This window comes from Streptomyces sp. NBC_00986 (assembly GCF_045162565.1).
Classification (GTDB): Bacteria; Actinomycetota; Actinomycetes; order Streptomycetales; family Streptomycetaceae; genus Streptomyces.
Window position 1 is genome coordinate 759,109 of the sequence record NZ_CP108733.1, and the last position, 15,639, is coordinate 774,747.

At 67.3% G+C, this 15,639-nt stretch carries 14 protein-coding genes; 7 read left to right on the plus strand and 7 right to left on the minus strand.

The window, feature by feature from the left end:
- Positions 1-723: 723 nt before the first annotated feature.
- The 3 genes from OG504_RS03285 to OG504_RS03295 form a co-directional block, all read right to left on the minus strand.
- Positions 724-972, minus strand: a complete 249-nt coding sequence (locus tag OG504_RS03285; protein ID WP_405988323.1) for a hypothetical protein — start codon at positions 970-972, stop codon at positions 724-726.
- Between the two features lie 45 nt (positions 973-1,017).
- The gene (locus tag OG504_RS03290) at positions 1,018-1,929 is read right to left on the minus strand and encodes a LysR family transcriptional regulator (protein ID WP_405988324.1); all 912 of its coding nucleotides are present in this window, start codon (positions 1,927-1,929) and stop codon (positions 1,018-1,020) included.
- A gap of 449 nt (positions 1,930-2,378) precedes the next feature.
- Positions 2,379-2,588 carry a hypothetical protein gene (locus OG504_RS03295; protein ID WP_329257958.1) on the minus strand — a complete coding sequence of 70 codons (210 nt, stop codon included), beginning with the start codon at positions 2,586-2,588 and terminating at the stop codon, positions 2,379-2,381.
- Between the two features lie 533 nt (positions 2,589-3,121).
- On the opposite strand from OG504_RS03295, the gene OG504_RS03300 reads away from it, so the two are divergent.
- Genes OG504_RS03300 through OG504_RS03310 form a run of 3 tightly spaced genes read left to right on the plus strand, consistent with a single transcriptional unit; the run spans position 3,122 to position 6,917 of the window.
- Complete coding sequence (locus OG504_RS03300; RefSeq protein ID WP_405988325.1) at positions 3,122-4,288, plus strand: sugar ABC transporter substrate-binding protein; 1,167 nt, start codon at positions 3,122-3,124, stop codon at positions 4,286-4,288.
- Positions 4,285-5,889, plus strand: coding sequence for a sugar ABC transporter ATP-binding protein (locus OG504_RS03305; protein WP_405988326.1), 1,605 nt, complete (start codon positions 4,285-4,287; stop codon positions 5,887-5,889). The genes OG504_RS03300 and OG504_RS03305 overlap by 4 nt, the downstream gene beginning before the upstream one ends.
- Complete coding sequence (locus OG504_RS03310) at positions 5,889-6,917, plus strand: ABC transporter permease (protein ID WP_405988327.1); 1,029 nt, start codon at positions 5,889-5,891, stop codon at positions 6,915-6,917. Before OG504_RS03305 ends, OG504_RS03310 begins: the two co-directional genes overlap by 1 nt.
- A 381-nt stretch (positions 6,918-7,298) precedes the next feature.
- Here the strand turns inward: OG504_RS03310 and OG504_RS03315 are convergent, their stop codons facing one another.
- Entirely contained in the window at positions 7,299-8,252 is a 954-nt protein-coding gene (locus OG504_RS03315; protein WP_405988328.1) for a sugar ABC transporter substrate-binding protein, read from the minus strand.
- Positions 8,253-9,161: 909 nt separating this feature from the next.
- Between OG504_RS03315 and OG504_RS03320 the strand changes: the two genes are divergently transcribed.
- Positions 9,162-9,326, plus strand: a complete 165-nt coding sequence (locus tag OG504_RS03320; protein WP_329257952.1) for a hypothetical protein — start codon at positions 9,162-9,164, stop codon at positions 9,324-9,326.
- Here OG504_RS03320 and OG504_RS03325 read toward each other — a convergent pair.
- The 3 genes from OG504_RS03325 to OG504_RS03335 are packed head-to-tail and all read right to left on the minus strand — an operon-like array spanning position 9,304 to position 12,061.
- Positions 9,304-9,864, minus strand: coding sequence for a carboxymuconolactone decarboxylase family protein (locus OG504_RS03325; RefSeq protein ID WP_405988329.1), 561 nt, complete (start codon positions 9,862-9,864; stop codon positions 9,304-9,306). The two genes, OG504_RS03320 and OG504_RS03325, sit on opposite strands and share 23 nt — an antisense overlap.
- A gap of 51 nt (positions 9,865-9,915) precedes the next feature.
- Positions 9,916-10,746, minus strand: a complete 831-nt coding sequence (locus OG504_RS03330; RefSeq protein ID WP_405988330.1) for an aldo/keto reductase — start codon at positions 10,744-10,746, stop codon at positions 9,916-9,918.
- A 43-nt stretch (positions 10,747-10,789) separates the two neighbouring features.
- A complete protein-coding gene (locus OG504_RS03335; protein WP_405988331.1) occupies positions 10,790-12,061 on the minus strand; it encodes an MFS transporter in 1,272 nt (423 codons plus the stop codon).
- A gap of 609 nt (positions 12,062-12,670) precedes the next feature.
- On the opposite strand from OG504_RS03335, the gene OG504_RS03340 reads away from it, so the two are divergent.
- The 3 genes from OG504_RS03340 (at position 12,671) to OG504_RS03350 (ending at position 15,630) form a co-directional block, all read left to right on the plus strand.
- Positions 12,671-13,066 (plus strand): nuclear transport factor 2 family protein, encoded by a 396-nt coding sequence (locus OG504_RS03340; RefSeq protein WP_405988332.1) that lies wholly within the window; start codon positions 12,671-12,673, stop codon positions 13,064-13,066.
- Positions 13,067-13,132: 66 nt separating this feature from the next.
- Positions 13,133-14,368 (plus strand): neutral/alkaline non-lysosomal ceramidase N-terminal domain-containing protein, encoded by a 1,236-nt coding sequence (locus OG504_RS03345; RefSeq protein ID WP_405988333.1) that lies wholly within the window; start codon positions 13,133-13,135, stop codon positions 14,366-14,368.
- Complete coding sequence (locus OG504_RS03350; RefSeq protein ID WP_405988334.1) at positions 14,365-15,630, plus strand: hypothetical protein; 1,266 nt, start codon at positions 14,365-14,367, stop codon at positions 15,628-15,630. Before OG504_RS03345 ends, OG504_RS03350 begins: the two co-directional genes overlap by 4 nt.
- The last annotated feature ends 9 nt before the right edge of the window (positions 15,631-15,639 follow it).

Genomic DNA, 15,639 nt, shown 5'->3' on the forward strand with positions numbered 1-15,639 from the left:
GTTCTGAGGACCGTCGCCGCGGGTGCGGGGAGCACTCCTTCGGCTCGAACGTCCCCGCCGACGGCGGGGGACCATCCCCACGCCCGCGGGGTTGGTCCTAGCGTGCTGTCCGCCACGTCCGAAGAGATCGGCTGCTCCCTGCATCTGCAGGGATGGTCCCTAGTCCGGGCTCCCGGTAGCCGAGACGAACATGTGCTCCCCGCACTCATAGGTAGGTGGCAATACCTACGCATTACAAGACCATGAGCGATCGTGTTGTGCGGTGCCTCGTCGTGCTGCCCAGTGACGTTCGGCCTGATCAGAGCATGTACGGCCGGTTGTCCTGTACCGCCCCGTGACGCACCGTCCAGAGGCGTCCGGCCACCAAGCGGCCACCAAGAACGCCATGGCCGCAAGCGTTGCCACCGTCATTCACCCGCCACACCCATTGCCGCAACGCTACAAGGCATGGACATCCCCGCACCCAGAGCTCCCCCTACGGATCCGACAAGCATCGACAATGCCAGAGGCAATTCCGTGTCGCTTCCTCTCACAGGCAGATAGTCGACCTAGGGCTGCTCGCTCTTACCCTCGGGCGACATCTAGCGCGGCCGACAACCGAGTGCCGGGCGCCCCGTGATCCGGTGGGGAAGGCCGCGTTACCAACCGACCATGACGGCGTCCACAGTTGTCGTCACCGTCAAACCGCCGCACATGAAGCTGATGCCAGTCATGGCTCGGCGCTCAGTAGGCCTGGACTCCGTGCCTCATAAAGCGCTCGCGAACGTTCTCGATCAGGTCGAGGTCGGGCACCGGGTTGTCGAGCAGCGGGAAGAGAATGCCGAGGGCTTCGTATTTCGCGGCGCCGAGTTTATGGAAGGGCAGTACGTCGACCTGCTCGACCGCGCCGAGTCCCGCCACGAAGCCGCCCTGGGCGTCCACGGACTCCAGGTCGTCGGTCCAGCCAGGGGCCAAGACGTACTGGATCCGCATGGGGGCAGAATATAAGTTTTCGCTCCGCGCAAGTGTCGGCGGATGTCAGCGGCCGATCGTGGGAATCGGGTTCTCCGCGAACCACTGGGCGAGGTAGTCCAGGAAGACCGTGATCTTGCGCTGGGTACCCGGCCCTGGCCCGTGGATCGCGTACAGCGGCCGGTCGGGTGCCGCCAGGTGGGGCAGCTGGACCTCGAGGGCCCCAGATACGAGATCGTCGTAGGCGGACCGCTGCGGCAGCAGGGCGATGCCGCGCCCGTGCAGGGCCGCCTTCTGCAGGGCGATGTACGAGTTGGACGAGAAGGCCACGTTGCGGATCTTGTGCAGCGTGGAGGTGGGGCCGTGCCCGATGCGCCAGACGGGGTCGTTGACGTGCACCAGGCAGTCATGGGCGGCCAGGTCGTTGGGGTGCGTCAGGGGGCCGCGTTCGTCAATGTACGTTTTCGACGCGCACAGGACGAAGGGCAGCGAGGCGATCTTCTTCAGCCGGACGTTGGAGTCCCGCAGGTCCCGGGTGTGGAACGCCAGGTCGAAACCACCGTCCAGGAAGTCGTACGTCCGGTCGGACATGCCTCCCAGCTCGAACCGGATCTGGATCTTCGGGTGCGCGGCGGAGAACGCGGCGATGGCGTCGCCGAGGTCCAGGCTCCCGATCCACTTCGGGCAGATGATGCTGAGCGCGCCCTCCGCCCGGTCGTGCAGGTCCGCGATGATGGAGTCCTCGGCGTCGATCTCCTTGATGATGCGGGAGGCGAACTCGGCGTACCGTAGGCCCGGTTCGGTCAGGCTCACCGAGCGGGCCGTGCGGTTGACCAGCCGGACGCCGACCTGCCGCTCCAGTTCGGCGACATGCCGCGACACCAGTGATCCCGACGATCCCAGCGCTTTGGCCGCGCCGCTGAAACTGCCGAGGTCGGCAACGATGACGAAACAACGCATGAGAAGCAGGCGGTCCATGGCGGTCCTCCGGTCGTCCACGGCACCGGTGTCCCTCCGGGCCGCGTCGAACATGGGGCGATGCGGTTGGGCGGAGCCATCTCGCAGGCGGCGAACCTGGACGGCGGACGCTGACGGAGCGGAAGACCGTCAGGGTCACATCAGGCGACACGCCTACCCTGACTATATCGATCTAGTGATCGTAACAGAACCCACTCGCGACCGCGAGGCCTGAGCTGGGAAACTCGGTTCGGCACAGTGCCGGCCTGTGGGCTTCGGCTGAAGCCTGCTCACCGGGAGGGAGGCGGGCCAAGGGAACTCGCCCAGGAACGAGTCAGATCACATCGCGGCAACCAACGAACAACCGGCCTCCTTCGCTCCGTAACAGCAATCTCGGATGCCCAGCTCCGCATCGCCTGCCCTCCCATCCAGAGCAGGCCCTGTCCATGCTTGGCCCACTGCTTGCGCACTTACTGCTTCCGTCCGGCTTGCGCACGCACGGACAGCGTTTCGGATTCTTCGGCAGCCTTGATCCACAGGCGCGGCATCTCGTGGTTCACACCCGGATCCCTGGCCACGGCTGCCACCGAACGCCCCGGACCGGCGCTGTACAGCACGACGGCGTCGGCGAGAACTTCTGGTCTCTGGAACTCCATGGATCCAGCGTCCAGGTCGTCCACGACCAAGAGGAAAGCCTCTGGGGGAGACCGCAGCCCGTGCGCGGCTCGCAAACTTAACTTGTTGCCGATGCGCTTCCGCGTGCCTGCCGACATGCACACACTTTCGGCCATTGACGGGAATTGGTCCGCGAACTGGGCCTTTGTGGCAGACAGGGGTTGACGATGCAGATCGTGATCACTGCGCCGTACTCGGTTCGGACGCGGGGGAATGAGCCGTCGAAGTGCTCGGCGTCATCGTGGCTCCGAGCCGGGAATCTTCGGCTACCGGCCGACCGCCCGATCCGAATCAATCCGCGGTCTTTGTGATCAACGAGCGCTACGTGGTCGAGGACGTTTAGGCGACCGCACCAACCCACGGTCCGCTTCCCGATCTGGCTCAGGTGTGAGGTGCCGCCGCGGCGCGAGCCGCGGATCAGGGCCTGAACGCGCTCCTCTCATATCTTTCTCCGCCCGCGCAGTGACGGTGGGCGGTTCCAGACACCACCAGCGTCCGCTCACAGCAGTACGGACGCTCGGCCATGGAGGCATAAGCAATGACGCTTATCAGAACAAGGTGGCTGGCCTCGTGCACGGCTGTGCTCGCCGCGTCGGCGATGCTGGCAGGCTGCGGCAGTTCCGGCTCCGGCTCCGGTTCCGGCTCCACCACATCGGGCAAGGACAGTTCCGCATCGGGGCTTGCCACGGCCGAGGCGAAGGTGGCGGCCCTGCAGGCCGTCGCCAAGACCTACCCCGTCCCCACCGCGAGTGTGCCGGGCGTGGACAAGTTCAAGGGCCGCAAGGTCTTCTACATCCCGATCGTCCAGCAGGTCCCCGCCTTCGTCGCCACGGCCGGGTCGACGAAGCAGGCGCTGTCCAAGGCCGGCCTCTCGCAGCAGGTGTGCGACGGCAAGGCCCAGCCGACCGCGATCGCGTCCTGCGTCCAGCAGGCGATCACCGCGGACGCGGCCGGGATCATCCTGGACGCGATCCCTTACGGCATGGCGCAGAACGCCCTCGACGCCGCGAAGGCCAAGGGCATCCCGATCGTCATCGCGGACCAGAACCCCCCGGCCGGAGTCAAGAACAGCAACCAGGTGAGCTATGTGCCGGGTGCGGGTTCTCAGCCCACCGCGATGGCCTGGTGGATCATCGCCGCCTCCAAGGGCAAGGCCAATCTGATCATCGCGCAGAACGCCGACAGCCCCACGGCCATCAAGATGGTGGCCGACTCGCTGCCGATCTACAAGAAGTACTGCCCCGGCTGCAAGGTCACGGTCAAGGAGATCACCGCCTCGACGCCGGCCCTGCTGGCCTCGAAGGCGAGTTCCAACGTCCTGAGCAACCCCAATGCCGACTACTACTACACCGAGTTCGAGGACAGCCTCCAGGCCACCCTCCAGGGCGTCCAGCAGTCGGGACGTTCCTCGAACATCTCCGTGTCCACAGCGGCCGGTTCGGTGAACGGGCTGGGCCTGATCAAGACCGGTTCGGTCAAGGCGGTCGTGGCCGCGGACCAGCTCTACATGGGCTACGGCGTGACCGACGAACTCCTGCGCATGATGACCGAGTCCGGGCCCATCGACGAAGCCCAGCCCATGCGGCTGTTCACCAAGCAGAACATCGGCAGCATCAAGGTGACGGCCGCGGCCCAGGCCTCGGGTGAGTGGTTCGGCGACGGCTCCTTCCAGGCGGACTTCGCCAAGCTCTGGGGCATCGGGTGACGAACGAGGCGCACACCGTGAGCGCGGGCTCGCGGACCGATCCGCCGGACACGGCACCGCGCCATCGTCTGGAAGTGGCCGAGCTGTCCAAGGCGTTCGGCTCGACCCGGGCGCTCCGCGGGGTACATCTGCGGATCGCCCCCGGAGAGCTGCACGGGCTGGTCGGCCAGAACGGGTGCGGGAAGTCCACCCTCGTCAAGATCCTCACGGGTGTGTACGCGCCCGACCCCGGAGCTTCCATCGCGGTGGACGGGCAGCAGTTGGCGCTGCCCGTGCGCCCGATGCAGCAGCGCGAGGCGGGAGTCTCGGTCGTCCACCAGAACAGCGGGCTGGTGGACGACCTGACGGTGTGGGAGAACGTGCGGCTGGGGCACTACCGGGCAGGCCGGCTCTCGCGGCGGATCGACCGCCGCGAGGAGCAGCGGGCGACCGAGCGGGTCCTGGCCCGGCTGGACCGGCCCCTGGAGGTCGGCCGTCAGGTCGGGCAGCTCTCGGCGGAGGACCGGGCCGTGGTCGCCATCGCCCGGGCGGTGCAGGACCACCGCCCGGGGGGTGGGCTGATCGTCTTCGACGAGTCGACCCGGGCGCTGGGCAGATCGGCGCGGGCCCGTTTCTTCGAGCTGGTCCGGTCGCTCGTCGACGAGGGCACCTCGGTCCTGCTGATCTCACACCAGTTGGAAGAGGTCGTCGAAGCGACCGACCGGGTCACGGTGCTCCGCGACGGCGCCGTGGTCGAGGCGGGCCTGCCCACGAGCGAGGTGGACGAGGTCTCGCTCACCCGCATGATGCTCGGACGTCACCTCGTGACGCACGAGCGGGTCGAGAGCCACGTCAAGGACGAGGTCGTCGCCTCGGCGCGGGGTCTCGCGGTGGGCCCCGTGACCGGCCTGGACCTCGACATCCGGCGTGGCGAGATCCTCGGACTGACCGGGCTGATCGGCTCGGGCTTCGTCGAGGCGGCCGAGGCGCTGGCGGGCGCACGCCCCGCCGGCGCCGGCACGCTGTCGGTCCACGGGCGCGGCCTTGCCCTCGACCGCAGACGTGGCTGCACCGAGGAGTTCGTGGACGCGGGGGTGGCGTTCGTACCCGAGCGCCGCCTGGAGGCGGGGGTGGCCGGCGGACTCTCGGTGGCGGACAACCTGACACTGCCGCGCGTGCGCGGCCGCGGCGGCCGACTGCGGACCGGCTCCGCGTGGCAGGCCGAGGAGACCGCCGCGATGATCGCGAAACTCGACATCCGGCCCCCGCACCCACAGGCGCCGGTCCACACACTGAGCGGCGGCAACCAGCAGAAGGTCCTGCTGGGCAAGTGGCTGGCCGGCGCACCGAACCTGCTGGTGCTGCACGAACCGACACAGGCGGTCGACGTCGGCGCCCGCCACGACATCATCGACGCGATCCGGGAGGCCGCGCGGGACGGCTGCGGAATCGTCCTCGCCTCGATCGACCCCGTCGACCTCGCCGTGCTGTGCGACCGGGTGCTGGTGTTCCGCGACGGCCGGGTCGCCAAGGAGCTGGGCGGCGAACTGGAACAGGACGCCATCGTCCACGCGGTCTTCGGCGACGACACAAGACCTCAAGAAAAGGGGCAGGACGACTGATGGACATCACCAGCCGGCAAGACACCGACACACCCCCTGCCGCGCCGAAGGCGGCGCCGACCGGGAAGCTGACATCGGCCTCCGCCCTCGCAGGGCATTTCGCCTCGCGTTACTCGGTGATCGGCATCTGGGTCGCCATGATCGCGGTGTATGCCGCCGCGGAGCCCGGGGTGTTCCTGACCAAGGGCACCTTCCAGACCATCTTCGGCTCCCAGCAGGCCCTGGTGTTCCTCACCATGGCCCTGCTGTGCACCGTCTGCGTCGGGGAGTTCGTGGACCTGTCGGTCCCGGCGGTCTTCGGGTTCTCCGCCACGATCCTGCCCGTTCTGGTCGTGGAGCACGGGTGGGGAGTGTGGCCGGCGGCGTTCGTCGCCGTCGTGGGCGCGATCGTGGTCGGCGTGGTCAACGGCCTGCTCGTCGTCGTGGTCGGGGTGAACACCATCGTGGTGACCCTGGGAATGGGCACCTTCCTGGGCGGCATCGCCCTGTGGCTGTCGCACCTCAACACGGTCAGCGGCCTGCCGACCGGGTTCGGCAAGATCGCGTTGTACTCCGTGGGCGGGCTGCCGGTCTCCTTCTACTACGGTGTGGTGCTGGTGGCGGGCTTCGCCTATCTGCTGGCGTTCACACCACTGGGCCGCCACATCCGCTTCGTCGGAGCCAACAGGGAAGTCAGCCGGCTCTCCGGCATCCGCGTCAACCGGATCCGCTTCGGCTCCTTCGTCGCCTCCGGCGCCCTGTGCGGTGTCGGCGCGGTCGTCTCCGTCGCGGCCCTGGGCGGCTACAACCCCACCACCTCCGACACCCTGCTGCTGCCGGTCTTCGCCTCGGTCTTCCTCGGCACCGCGATCGTCCTGCCCGGACGCTTCAACCCGATCGGCACCTTCATCGGCATCTACTTCCTCGCGACCGGCATCCTCGGACTCCAACTCCTGGGCCTGGAAGCGTGGGTCTCCTCGGTCTTCTACGGAGGTGTCCTCGTGGCAGCGGTCACCATCTCGACCTTGCTCCGCCGCCGCAGCCCCTGACCGGCTCGCCGACACCACAGCCGCGCGAGGCACACCGCCGCCAGGTGGTGTGCCTCGCGCACGAACGACTGCCGGAACGTGCTCAGGAGCGTTGCGGACGAGGTCGACGATCATCACGTGTGCGCGGTGGAACGCCATCCCGGACTCGTCCACCTGGTCTCCACGGAGTTGGTGAGGCCCTTGTCGCCGTCGGCGTTAGCCCTGCCGCAAGGGAACCCAGGAAAACTTCGCCACCTGGCCGCCCAACTCCTGGCAGCCGATCCCGACCACCTGGCATGCCGCGAGGAATCAAGGCTGAAGCCGACGGCCTCCTCGACGCCTTCAGGCGCCCTGCAGCTCGCCGTTCAACGCAGCTGCCAGCCGCCCCCTTGACTTGGCCGATCAGTCATCCGTATCGCAATACAGGGGCGCTGTGTCCGCGTTGGCCTTGGTCACCAGACGGGCATCGATGTGTTCAATCTTGTCCTTCTCCTCCCCGCGCAGCAGAGCGAGCGTGTGTGTCACCGCCAGCGCTCCCAAGTCCTGGACCGAGTTGGAGACCGTCGCCGCGAACCTCCCGTCCTTGAGCGCGGCGAGTCCCTGGTCGGTGCCGTTGACGGTCACGATCTTCACGCTGCGGGCGCCCGCCGCATCGAACGCCTGCCGTACACCGAAGGCCATGTCCTCGTTGGCCACGAACGCGTACCGGAGGTCGGGGTGAGCCTGGATCATCTTGGTTGCGGCAGCCTTGGCCGTCGCCCGGTCGAACATGCCTCGCTCCTCCCCCACCACCTGCACATTGGCTGCCAGGTTCTTGGTGAATCCGTCGACCATCAAGTTGGACGATGTACTCCCGTCGCCGGAGACAACACCGGCCTTGACCGGTTTTCCCGCGGCGTCGTCGTCGACCCATTGGGCGTCCAACTTGCCTATCCCGGGCAGGTCGCTGATGACGGCGCCGAGGATCTCGCTGTCGTCCGAAGGCGTCACCGCGATCAGAGTGATGGGTATCTTCGCCTTGTGCGCTGCAGCAATGTCGGCGTCCAGGGCGCTGGCGTCCACGCTGAGCAGGATGATGGCGTCGACCTTGTGCGCGATCATGTCCCGCACGTTGCGCAGTTCCGCAGACTTGCTCCCGTGCGAATCGGCCGTCCGCACTTTTGCCAGGTTGTTCGATGTGGTCTTCGTGACCGCCGTCTGCAGGCAGGTATGGAACGAAGTGGTGCCGCCGTTGATGAACCCTAAGACGACAGGGCCGGTGGAATGGGCACTGTCGGTGGGATCCAGAGTGCATCCGGTTGCCAGGAGGCCGAGCCCAACGGCGGTTGCGAGCAGTCGTCTGCTGGATACGGGCATGAGGAGGGAGCCTTTCTGCTGCGCATGACGTCAGTGTCGAGGCAGACAGCGCTGGGCTGTTGCAGGGGAACCCTGCGATTGGGGACGAGGTACGGGGTTGTCGTCGCGGAGGCAGATGATGGTGATGCGGATCTGGGTAAGGGCGAACAGTCGACTTGACGAGGCACAGACGGGTCGCAGGATGCGCGTGTATTGCTCAGCGGGGCTAATTGGGTGGTAGCGCGGATGCGAAGGAAGCAGAGGTCGGACTCTGCGTGGCTCTGACGCCCAGGCACGCGCGTCCCACACCACGTCGTCGGCGGTACTTCGGGTTCGGCGTAGGCATCGCCAGTCAGCATCTGCACCAAGCCAGTACCGACCAGGCCGATCAACGCGCACTTCATCGTCGCGCTGACCGAGTGGGGTGGCCTTTCGACACCGTGGCCGGCGTAGTTGAGCACGGAGACCAGATCTCCGGCACGATCGACCACGTGACCCACATCGTCGGCATTGAAGGTGAAGGCGATGGACACCCTCGCGCCCAATTCTGCCCCTTTGACCTTGCGTAAAGCGATGCCGTCCTGAAGCGCAGCCGTTCTCACGAGGCTCGCTTTCGTCCGACGTTCACCCAGCCATGAAACTGGAATGTTCTAGTGACAACGCAGAAAATCCTTCTCTGCGTGATTGACATGATGGAGACGGGGGCAGAATTCATGGCCGAATTGGCCCAGGCGGAAGCTAGCAGAGTGAATCTCAGGGTGGCGAGGGCACGGTAGCGCAATCTTTGCTTGCGTTCTGCGCATGCTTGCGCATCTGCACCTCACCACCCGTCAGGAAGCCAACGCTTCTCCGCCGGCATCGCCTACGCCGCCACGCACAGGACCATTCCCCGGGGAGAATCTGGGGAGTACTCACCGCGAGGTCGGGCGCATGGCAGCCGAGAACGGCGTCGATCTCACCGTGACCGTCGGCGACACACTCGCCAAGCAACTCGCCCTCGCCGCAGGCGTACCGAACATCGCGATGGTCGGCGACAAAACCCGGCGTACAGCTCGACTCGTCTGCCGCCCCGCTACATCCGGCGGAATCCCTTGATGTCCGGGAACGGCGGATCGTGGTCGGCCTGCAGGTCCACCTGAAAGACGTTCAGGGCCATCGCGAACATCGAGAAGGTCCCCAGAGCAGCGACCAGGTCGACCAGCCCGGGCTCCCCGAAGTGCTCAAGTCCGGCGGCGAAGGTCTCGTCGCCGACGAAGTGCCCCTCAAGCGCCTCGGACGCGAAGCGGTGGAGGACTTCCTCGTCCGGGCTGCTGAACCGCGGCTCTTCCCCGCGGGCCAGGCGTTGCAGCGCGGCCGGGTCCACCCCGGCGTCGACCGCCTTGGCCAGGTGCGCGTTCCACGAGTGCTGCGCGTCGAAGTGGCGAGCGGCGACCAGCAACGCCAACTCCCGCAGTCGCAGCGGCAGTGAGGACTCGCGGAGACAGTACGTACCGAGTGCTTCCAGGTGGTCGCCGAGCGCGGGGTTGCGCAGCCACACCAGGAAGGGGCCGCCGACGGCCCCGCGACGGCTTCTGATCCGCTCTCCGAGTTCAGCCTGTTCCGGGCCGGTCCCGGTCGGTGCTGACAAACGCATATTCGTCTTCTCCTTCGTGTCTGGTCTTTCGTGTCCGGGCCTGAGCGCCGGCTAGAACTCTTCGTGGCTTTCCGGGTCGAAGCCGATCCGGACGCGGGCGCGGGCGCCGATCCGGGCAAGTTCGTCCGCGGAGAGTTCGAAGCCGAACACGTCGAGGTTGTCGCGCCGCCGCGTCGGATCGCCCGACCGGGGAAGCGGGACCGTGTCGAGCTGGAGGTGCCAGCGCAGGATCACCTGGGCGGGGGTGACCCGGTGGGCCGCCGCGACGGCCCCGATCGCGGGATCCTGGACCAGTCCCGTGCCGCGGCCGAGAGGGCTGTAGCTGAGGGTGGCGATGCCCTTCTCGGCGTGTACGGCGCGCAGTTCCTCCTGCGGGAGCTGGGGGTGCATCTCGATCTGGTTGACGGCGGGCAGCACCCCGGTCTCCTTCTCCAGGCGGTCCAGGTGCTCGGCGGTGAAGTTGGACACTCCGATCGAGCGGACCAGTCCCTCCTCGCGAAGCCTGATCATCGCCTTCCAGGAGTCGACGTACTTGTCCAGGCGCGGCAGCGGCCAGTGGATGAGGTAGAGGTCGACGTACTCCAGGCCGAGCCTGCCGCGGGATTCCTCGAAGGAGGCCAGGGTCGCGTCGTAGCCGTGGTGGCGACCGGGGAGTTTGGTGAGGACCCGGATCTCCTCACGGGGGACTTCGGCGGCGGCGACGGCCCGGCCGACGCCGCCCTCGTTGCCGTAGACGGCGCCTGTGTCGATCAGCCGGTACCCGACACGGAGGCCGTGTGCCACCGCCTCCTCGGTCCGTGAGTCGTCCAGAGGAGCGGTGCCGAGGCCGAGGGCAGGGATGACGCCGCCGTCGTTGAGGGTGCGGAGCGGGACGGGAGACACAGGGTCACATTTCCTTCTGCTGTACGGGGGTGTACGTAGGGAGCTATGAGTGAGCGGCCACCGAGGTGCGGTCGGCGGGGACGGTCACCAAGGTCTGCTCGTTGAGACCGTGGCGCGGAATCCGCGGAAGCCACAGCAGGCCGATGGCCGCGGCGGCCAGCCCCAGGCCGATGAGGAGCAGCATGAGCAGGGTCGGTGAGAAGGCCACGAGTGCGGGGGTGAGCAGGCCGAACCCGGCCATGCAGTAGCGGGCCATGCCGTAGGTGAACCCCTGGGACGTGCTGCGGATCTCGGTGGGGAAGATCTCCTGGGTGAAGATGCGGTACATGCCGTCACCGGCCCAGCTTCCGGCGATGGTGTTGAGGATGAAGAGGGCGGTCAGGGATGCCACGGAGAAGTTGCCCAGGATGGCCACCAGGGGGCCGACCACCAGGGCGACCAGACCGAGGGCGAGGCACACGGTGCGGGACTTGGTGTCCGCGAAGCGCTGCAGCAGGAGCGCGATCACCAGGCCCACCACGAAGGTGACCGTTCCGATCGTGCTGAAGACCTGCATGGTGGAGTGCCCGAGGTTGACGATCAGGTACGGGCCGAACTGCGTCAGCGTGTTCGGCATGATGCCGCCGATGACGAAGAACAGGGTGGTGGCCAGCAAAGCGGTCCCGTGCGGCTTGCGGAAGGCCTCCTTCAGTTGCCGCGGCCCGGTCGAGTTCTTCCCGGCGCGGCTCTTCAGCCAGGCCGACGACTCTGCTACGCCGCGGCGCAGGACCCACACGATGACCGAGACCACCAGAAGGTGGCCGAACAGCAGCCGCGCGCCCAGACTGCCCGCATCCGCAACGAAGTTGGAGATGACCAGGGAGACCCCCACGCCCGTCATGAGCAGCGTCTGGGAGTACGCCACTGCCGCACCCTGTCGTCCGGGGGGCGCCTCCTCGGCCACCAGGGCCAGCGAGGCCGGGATGTCGGCACCCATCGCGAGACCGGTGACGATGACGCCGGCGAACAGGACGGCCTGGTTGGAGGAAAGGATGACGATCAGCGCGCCGAGGGCGTAGATCACCAGGTCGGCTGAGTAGATCACCCGGCGTCCGAAGAGGTCACCGAGACGGCCGCCGACAATGGCCCCGGTGGAGAAGCTCAGGGTGAGTGAGGCGCTGAGCGCGCCGACACTCCAGGCGCTGAGTCCGAGCTGCTTCTGCAGCAGAATGACGGCCATGGAAAGGCTCACCATGGTCGCGCCTTCGAGATAGGAAGCCATGCCGCCGAGAGTGGCTATGTACCAGGGGCGGGGCGAGCTCTGGTCCTTGGGCATCCTCGCTGATTCCTCACTACGTTGTGGGGTCTTCGAACCTGACCGGGGACGGGCCACGCGGGAAAACATTCGGAGTTCGACGAGCTGTCCACTCAGACATGGCAAGCAGTATGCCTACCGCCGTAATTCGCGGAATATCCGCTGAATGCTTTCACTGGAATTCCTCGCACGGGGTCTGCGCGGGGTCACCCGGCGGACCTCGTTGCGGTGGTGCGGCGCTCACGGGCTCGTCGGCGGGTTCCCGAGTAAGCGGTCCGCGGCCAGGTGGGCCGGCTAAGGAGACCGTGCCACCCCCGACGCGACGGACGCAAGATTCCGGTAACGCAAGATGTGCGTACGGAAATCGACAAGAGGTGGCCGCGGAGGGCTTGCAGCCGACGCCGAAAGTAGCCGCCTCAGAGGCATTCGCCCCTGCTCAGCGGCATCGCGGGCGATCGGGTAGGCACCCGCAGGAACCCGCCGACGGCCCGCCTCGCCGCCTCATCAGGATCCCCTATAGCGAACATAGGGGATCGCCATTCCCCTGGTCTTGCTGGTTCCCCGCCGTGAATGGAAGAGTTCCCATCAATCCCGGGGAATCCCGGCTCGACCTTTGTACAGGAGCCTGAGATGACGGACGCGAACACCATCCTTCGACTGGACCGCTCCCGTCGGGATGCCATGCTCGGCGCGGATGGCGAAGCCCTGGCGGCTCTCCTCGACGACGGAGTGGTCTGGATACACGGAAACGGCAACATCAACACCAAGGAAGAAATCCTGGATTACATCGGGAACGCCCGGACCAAGTATCTGTCGATCGAGCGCACGGAGGAGGACATCCGTTTCCTGGGAGGGCTGGCTTTCATCAGCGGGGTCGAGGACATGAAAGTGGAGGTGGCGGAAGGGGTCTTGGCCCTCCGTAACCGTTTCACCGTCGTATGGGAACCGGCCGGCGAAGAGTCGAAGATCATTAACTGCCAGTTCACCTCGATGCGCGAGCCGGCTCTGCAGCAGAAGAAGGCGTAGCAGCGGTTTCGTCCGGCTGACGTCTCGGCCGGCTTCAGTCTCGCCCGGAAAGACCAGGAGTCACCTTTGAATTCGTCCGCATCAGGGAATCTACGGGTCGGTGTCGCCAAAGTCGACATCACGCCCGAGGACCTGACCAATCTCAATCCGCTGGGCGGTTCGTTCACCGGTGTGCACGACCCGATCCACCTCCGGGCGCTCGTCCTCGACGACGGGGCGCACGAGGTGGCTCTGCTGTCGGCCGATCTGATCGAGGCGGGCGACATGACGCCGGTCCGCGAGCGGATCGAGCGGGAACTCGGCATCCCCTTCGACCACATCGTCATCACCGCGACGCACACCCACAGCGCCCCCCGGATCGGCCTGGTCTCCCCGGGAGCGCTCGCGCACGGGGGACCTCCGGAGTCGGACACCTACACCGCCTGGGTGTACGACAGGATGATCAGCGCGCTGAAAGCAGCCAGGGCGTCGTCCCAGCCGGCCCGGTTCGGCCTCGGCAAGGGGACCGCCGATGTCAACGTCAACCGCGACGAGTACATCGCGGGCAAGTGGTCCATGGGCGTCAACCCCGACGGCCCGTCGGACAAAACCGTCTGGGTGCTCAGGTTCGAGACCCTCACCGGCGACCCGATCGCGGTGCTGCTCAACTACGCGGTGCACTCCACCGTGGTGCTGGGCACGGAGGAGGTCAGCGCCGACCTCGCGGGGGCGGCCACCGCGTATGTCGAGCGGCACCTCGGCGGCGGTGTCGTGGCGTTGTGGACCCTCGGGCCGGTGGGCGACCAGTCGCCCAGGGTCGCCCTCGGCAAGCTGCGGGGCGCCACCGACGACGAGCGGGTGTTCGCCTACGAGGCGATGGCCGCCCAGGGGCTGATGGTCGGCGCGGAAGCCGTACGGGTGGCGGGCGGGATCCGGGAGTCGACCTCCACGGTCCGCATCGGCGCGGCGGAACGGGTGCTCGCCTGTCCCATGAAGGAGGGCGTGGACGTGATGGAGGACATGATCCAGGAGAAGGTCGACTCGGTCGACCTGCGGCTGGGCCTTGTCACCATCAACGAGGTCGCCCTGGCCGGCGTGTCGGGCGAGGTGGTGACCGACATCTACCGGCGGCTCCAGCGGGAGTCCCCCCTCGCGAACACCCTGCTGATCTCCATCGCCAACGACCGCATCGGCTACCTCGCCGACGACCAGTCGTACGCACGGAACACCTTCGAGGTCAACGGCTGCCCCATCGTGCAGGGGTACGCCGAGACCGGCATCGTCGACGGCCTGGTCGGCATGATCAAGGGCACGCTGCGGTGACCGGCCCCCAACTCGCGGCCGGCGCCGGCAAGTCGGTCATCGACCTTCCCCCCGACTCCTATCCCCTCGACGGGTTCACCGGCGAACACGACAGCCTGCACGCGAGGGCGGTCCTCCTCGACGACGGGTCGCAGCGCGTCGCCCTCGTCGTGGTCGAGCTGACGTCGATTCCCGACGACGCGGTGCGCGAGCTACGGGAGGCCGCCGCAACGGCCGGCCACGTCGCGGGCGGCAACACCGTCGTGTGCGCGAGCCACACCTTCTCCGCCCCGCATCTTCAGGCAGCGGGAACGGGCGGACGGAGCGACGCCCTGCTACGGGAGGCCGTACGGGACGCCGTGGTCCGTTCCGTGACGGAGGCCCGGCAGACCATGCGGCCCGCCCGGTTGGGGTTCGGGCGCGGCACCTGCGGTGTCAACGTCAACCGGGACGTCCTCACAGCGGACGGCTGGTGGCTCGGCGCCGACGAGACCGGCGTGTCCGACAAGAGCGTGGGCGTCGTCCGTATCGAGGACGACGGAGGGCAGCCACTGGCGATCCTGATGAACTACGCCGTCCAGTCCTCCGTCATGAACGAGTCGCGCACGCGGACGGGCGAAAGGCTCGTCACCTCGGATCTGGCGGGCGCGGCCTGCCGTCATGTGGAGGAGTCCTACGGGGACGGAGCCGTCGCCCTCTTCCTGATCGGCGCGGCAGGCGACCAGGCCCCGTTCCTCACCGCGAACCGGTATGTCGCCCATAGGGGTGGGTCGTACACGAGAGCCGACGTCCACGAGGCCGGTCACCTACTGGTGGACCTGCTCGGCGAGCGACTGGGAGCCGAGACGGTCCGGGTGAGCGAGGGGATCCGGTGCACCGGTACGGGCGGGGGTCTGCGGGTCGTCAACACCAGCACCACCGTCCACGCGCAGGTCGCGCCCGCCCGTATGCAGGACCTGCGCCCGGTGCGGAACTACCCCTTCCAGCCGGACGGCAAGGCGGAGGTGCCGATCGACGCGGTGCGGATCGGGGACATCGTGCTGGTCGCCCTGCGGGCGGAACTGTCCAGCGCGACCGGCCTCGGCATCAAGGAGGACTCCCCGTTCGCGGGCACCCTCGTCATGACGATGGCCAACGGAGCGGCCAAGTACATGGCGGATGCCGCGAGTTACGACCGCAGCACCTATGAGGCGATGAACTCCCGCTATGCGCGCGGATCCGCCGAGGCCGTCGCGTCGAAGGTCGGTGAGATCCTGGAGGAACTCTGCGGCGACGGTCTCTGAGTGCCTCTC

Bases quoted from the DNA above. Each gene is read 5' to 3' on its own strand.
- OG504_RS03285 (WP_405988323.1), bottom strand. From the start codon at position 972: ATGCGGATCCAGTACGTCTTGGCCCCTGGCTGGACCGACGACCTGGAG.
- OG504_RS03290 (WP_405988324.1), bottom strand. From the start codon at position 1,929: ATGGACCGCCTGCTTCTCATGCGTTGTTTCGTCATCGTTGCCGACCTC.
- OG504_RS03300 (WP_405988325.1), top strand. From the start codon at position 3,122: ATGACGCTTATCAGAACAAGGTGGCTGGCCTCGTGCACGGCTGTGCTC.
- OG504_RS03310 (WP_405988327.1), top strand. From the start codon at position 5,889: ATGGACATCACCAGCCGGCAAGACACCGACACACCCCCTGCCGCGCCG.
- OG504_RS03315 (WP_405988328.1), bottom strand. From the start codon at position 8,252: ATGCCCGTATCCAGCAGACGACTGCTCGCAACCGCCGTTGGGCTCGGC.
- OG504_RS03320 (WP_329257952.1), top strand. From the start codon at position 9,162: ATGGCAGCCGAGAACGGCGTCGATCTCACCGTGACCGTCGGCGACACA.
- OG504_RS03325 (WP_405988329.1), bottom strand. From the start codon at position 9,864: ATGCGTTTGTCAGCACCGACCGGGACCGGCCCGGAACAGGCTGAACTC.
- OG504_RS03335 (WP_405988331.1), bottom strand. From the start codon at position 12,061: ATGCCCAAGGACCAGAGCTCGCCCCGCCCCTGGTACATAGCCACTCTC.
- OG504_RS03340 (WP_405988332.1), top strand. From the start codon at position 12,671: ATGACGGACGCGAACACCATCCTTCGACTGGACCGCTCCCGTCGGGAT.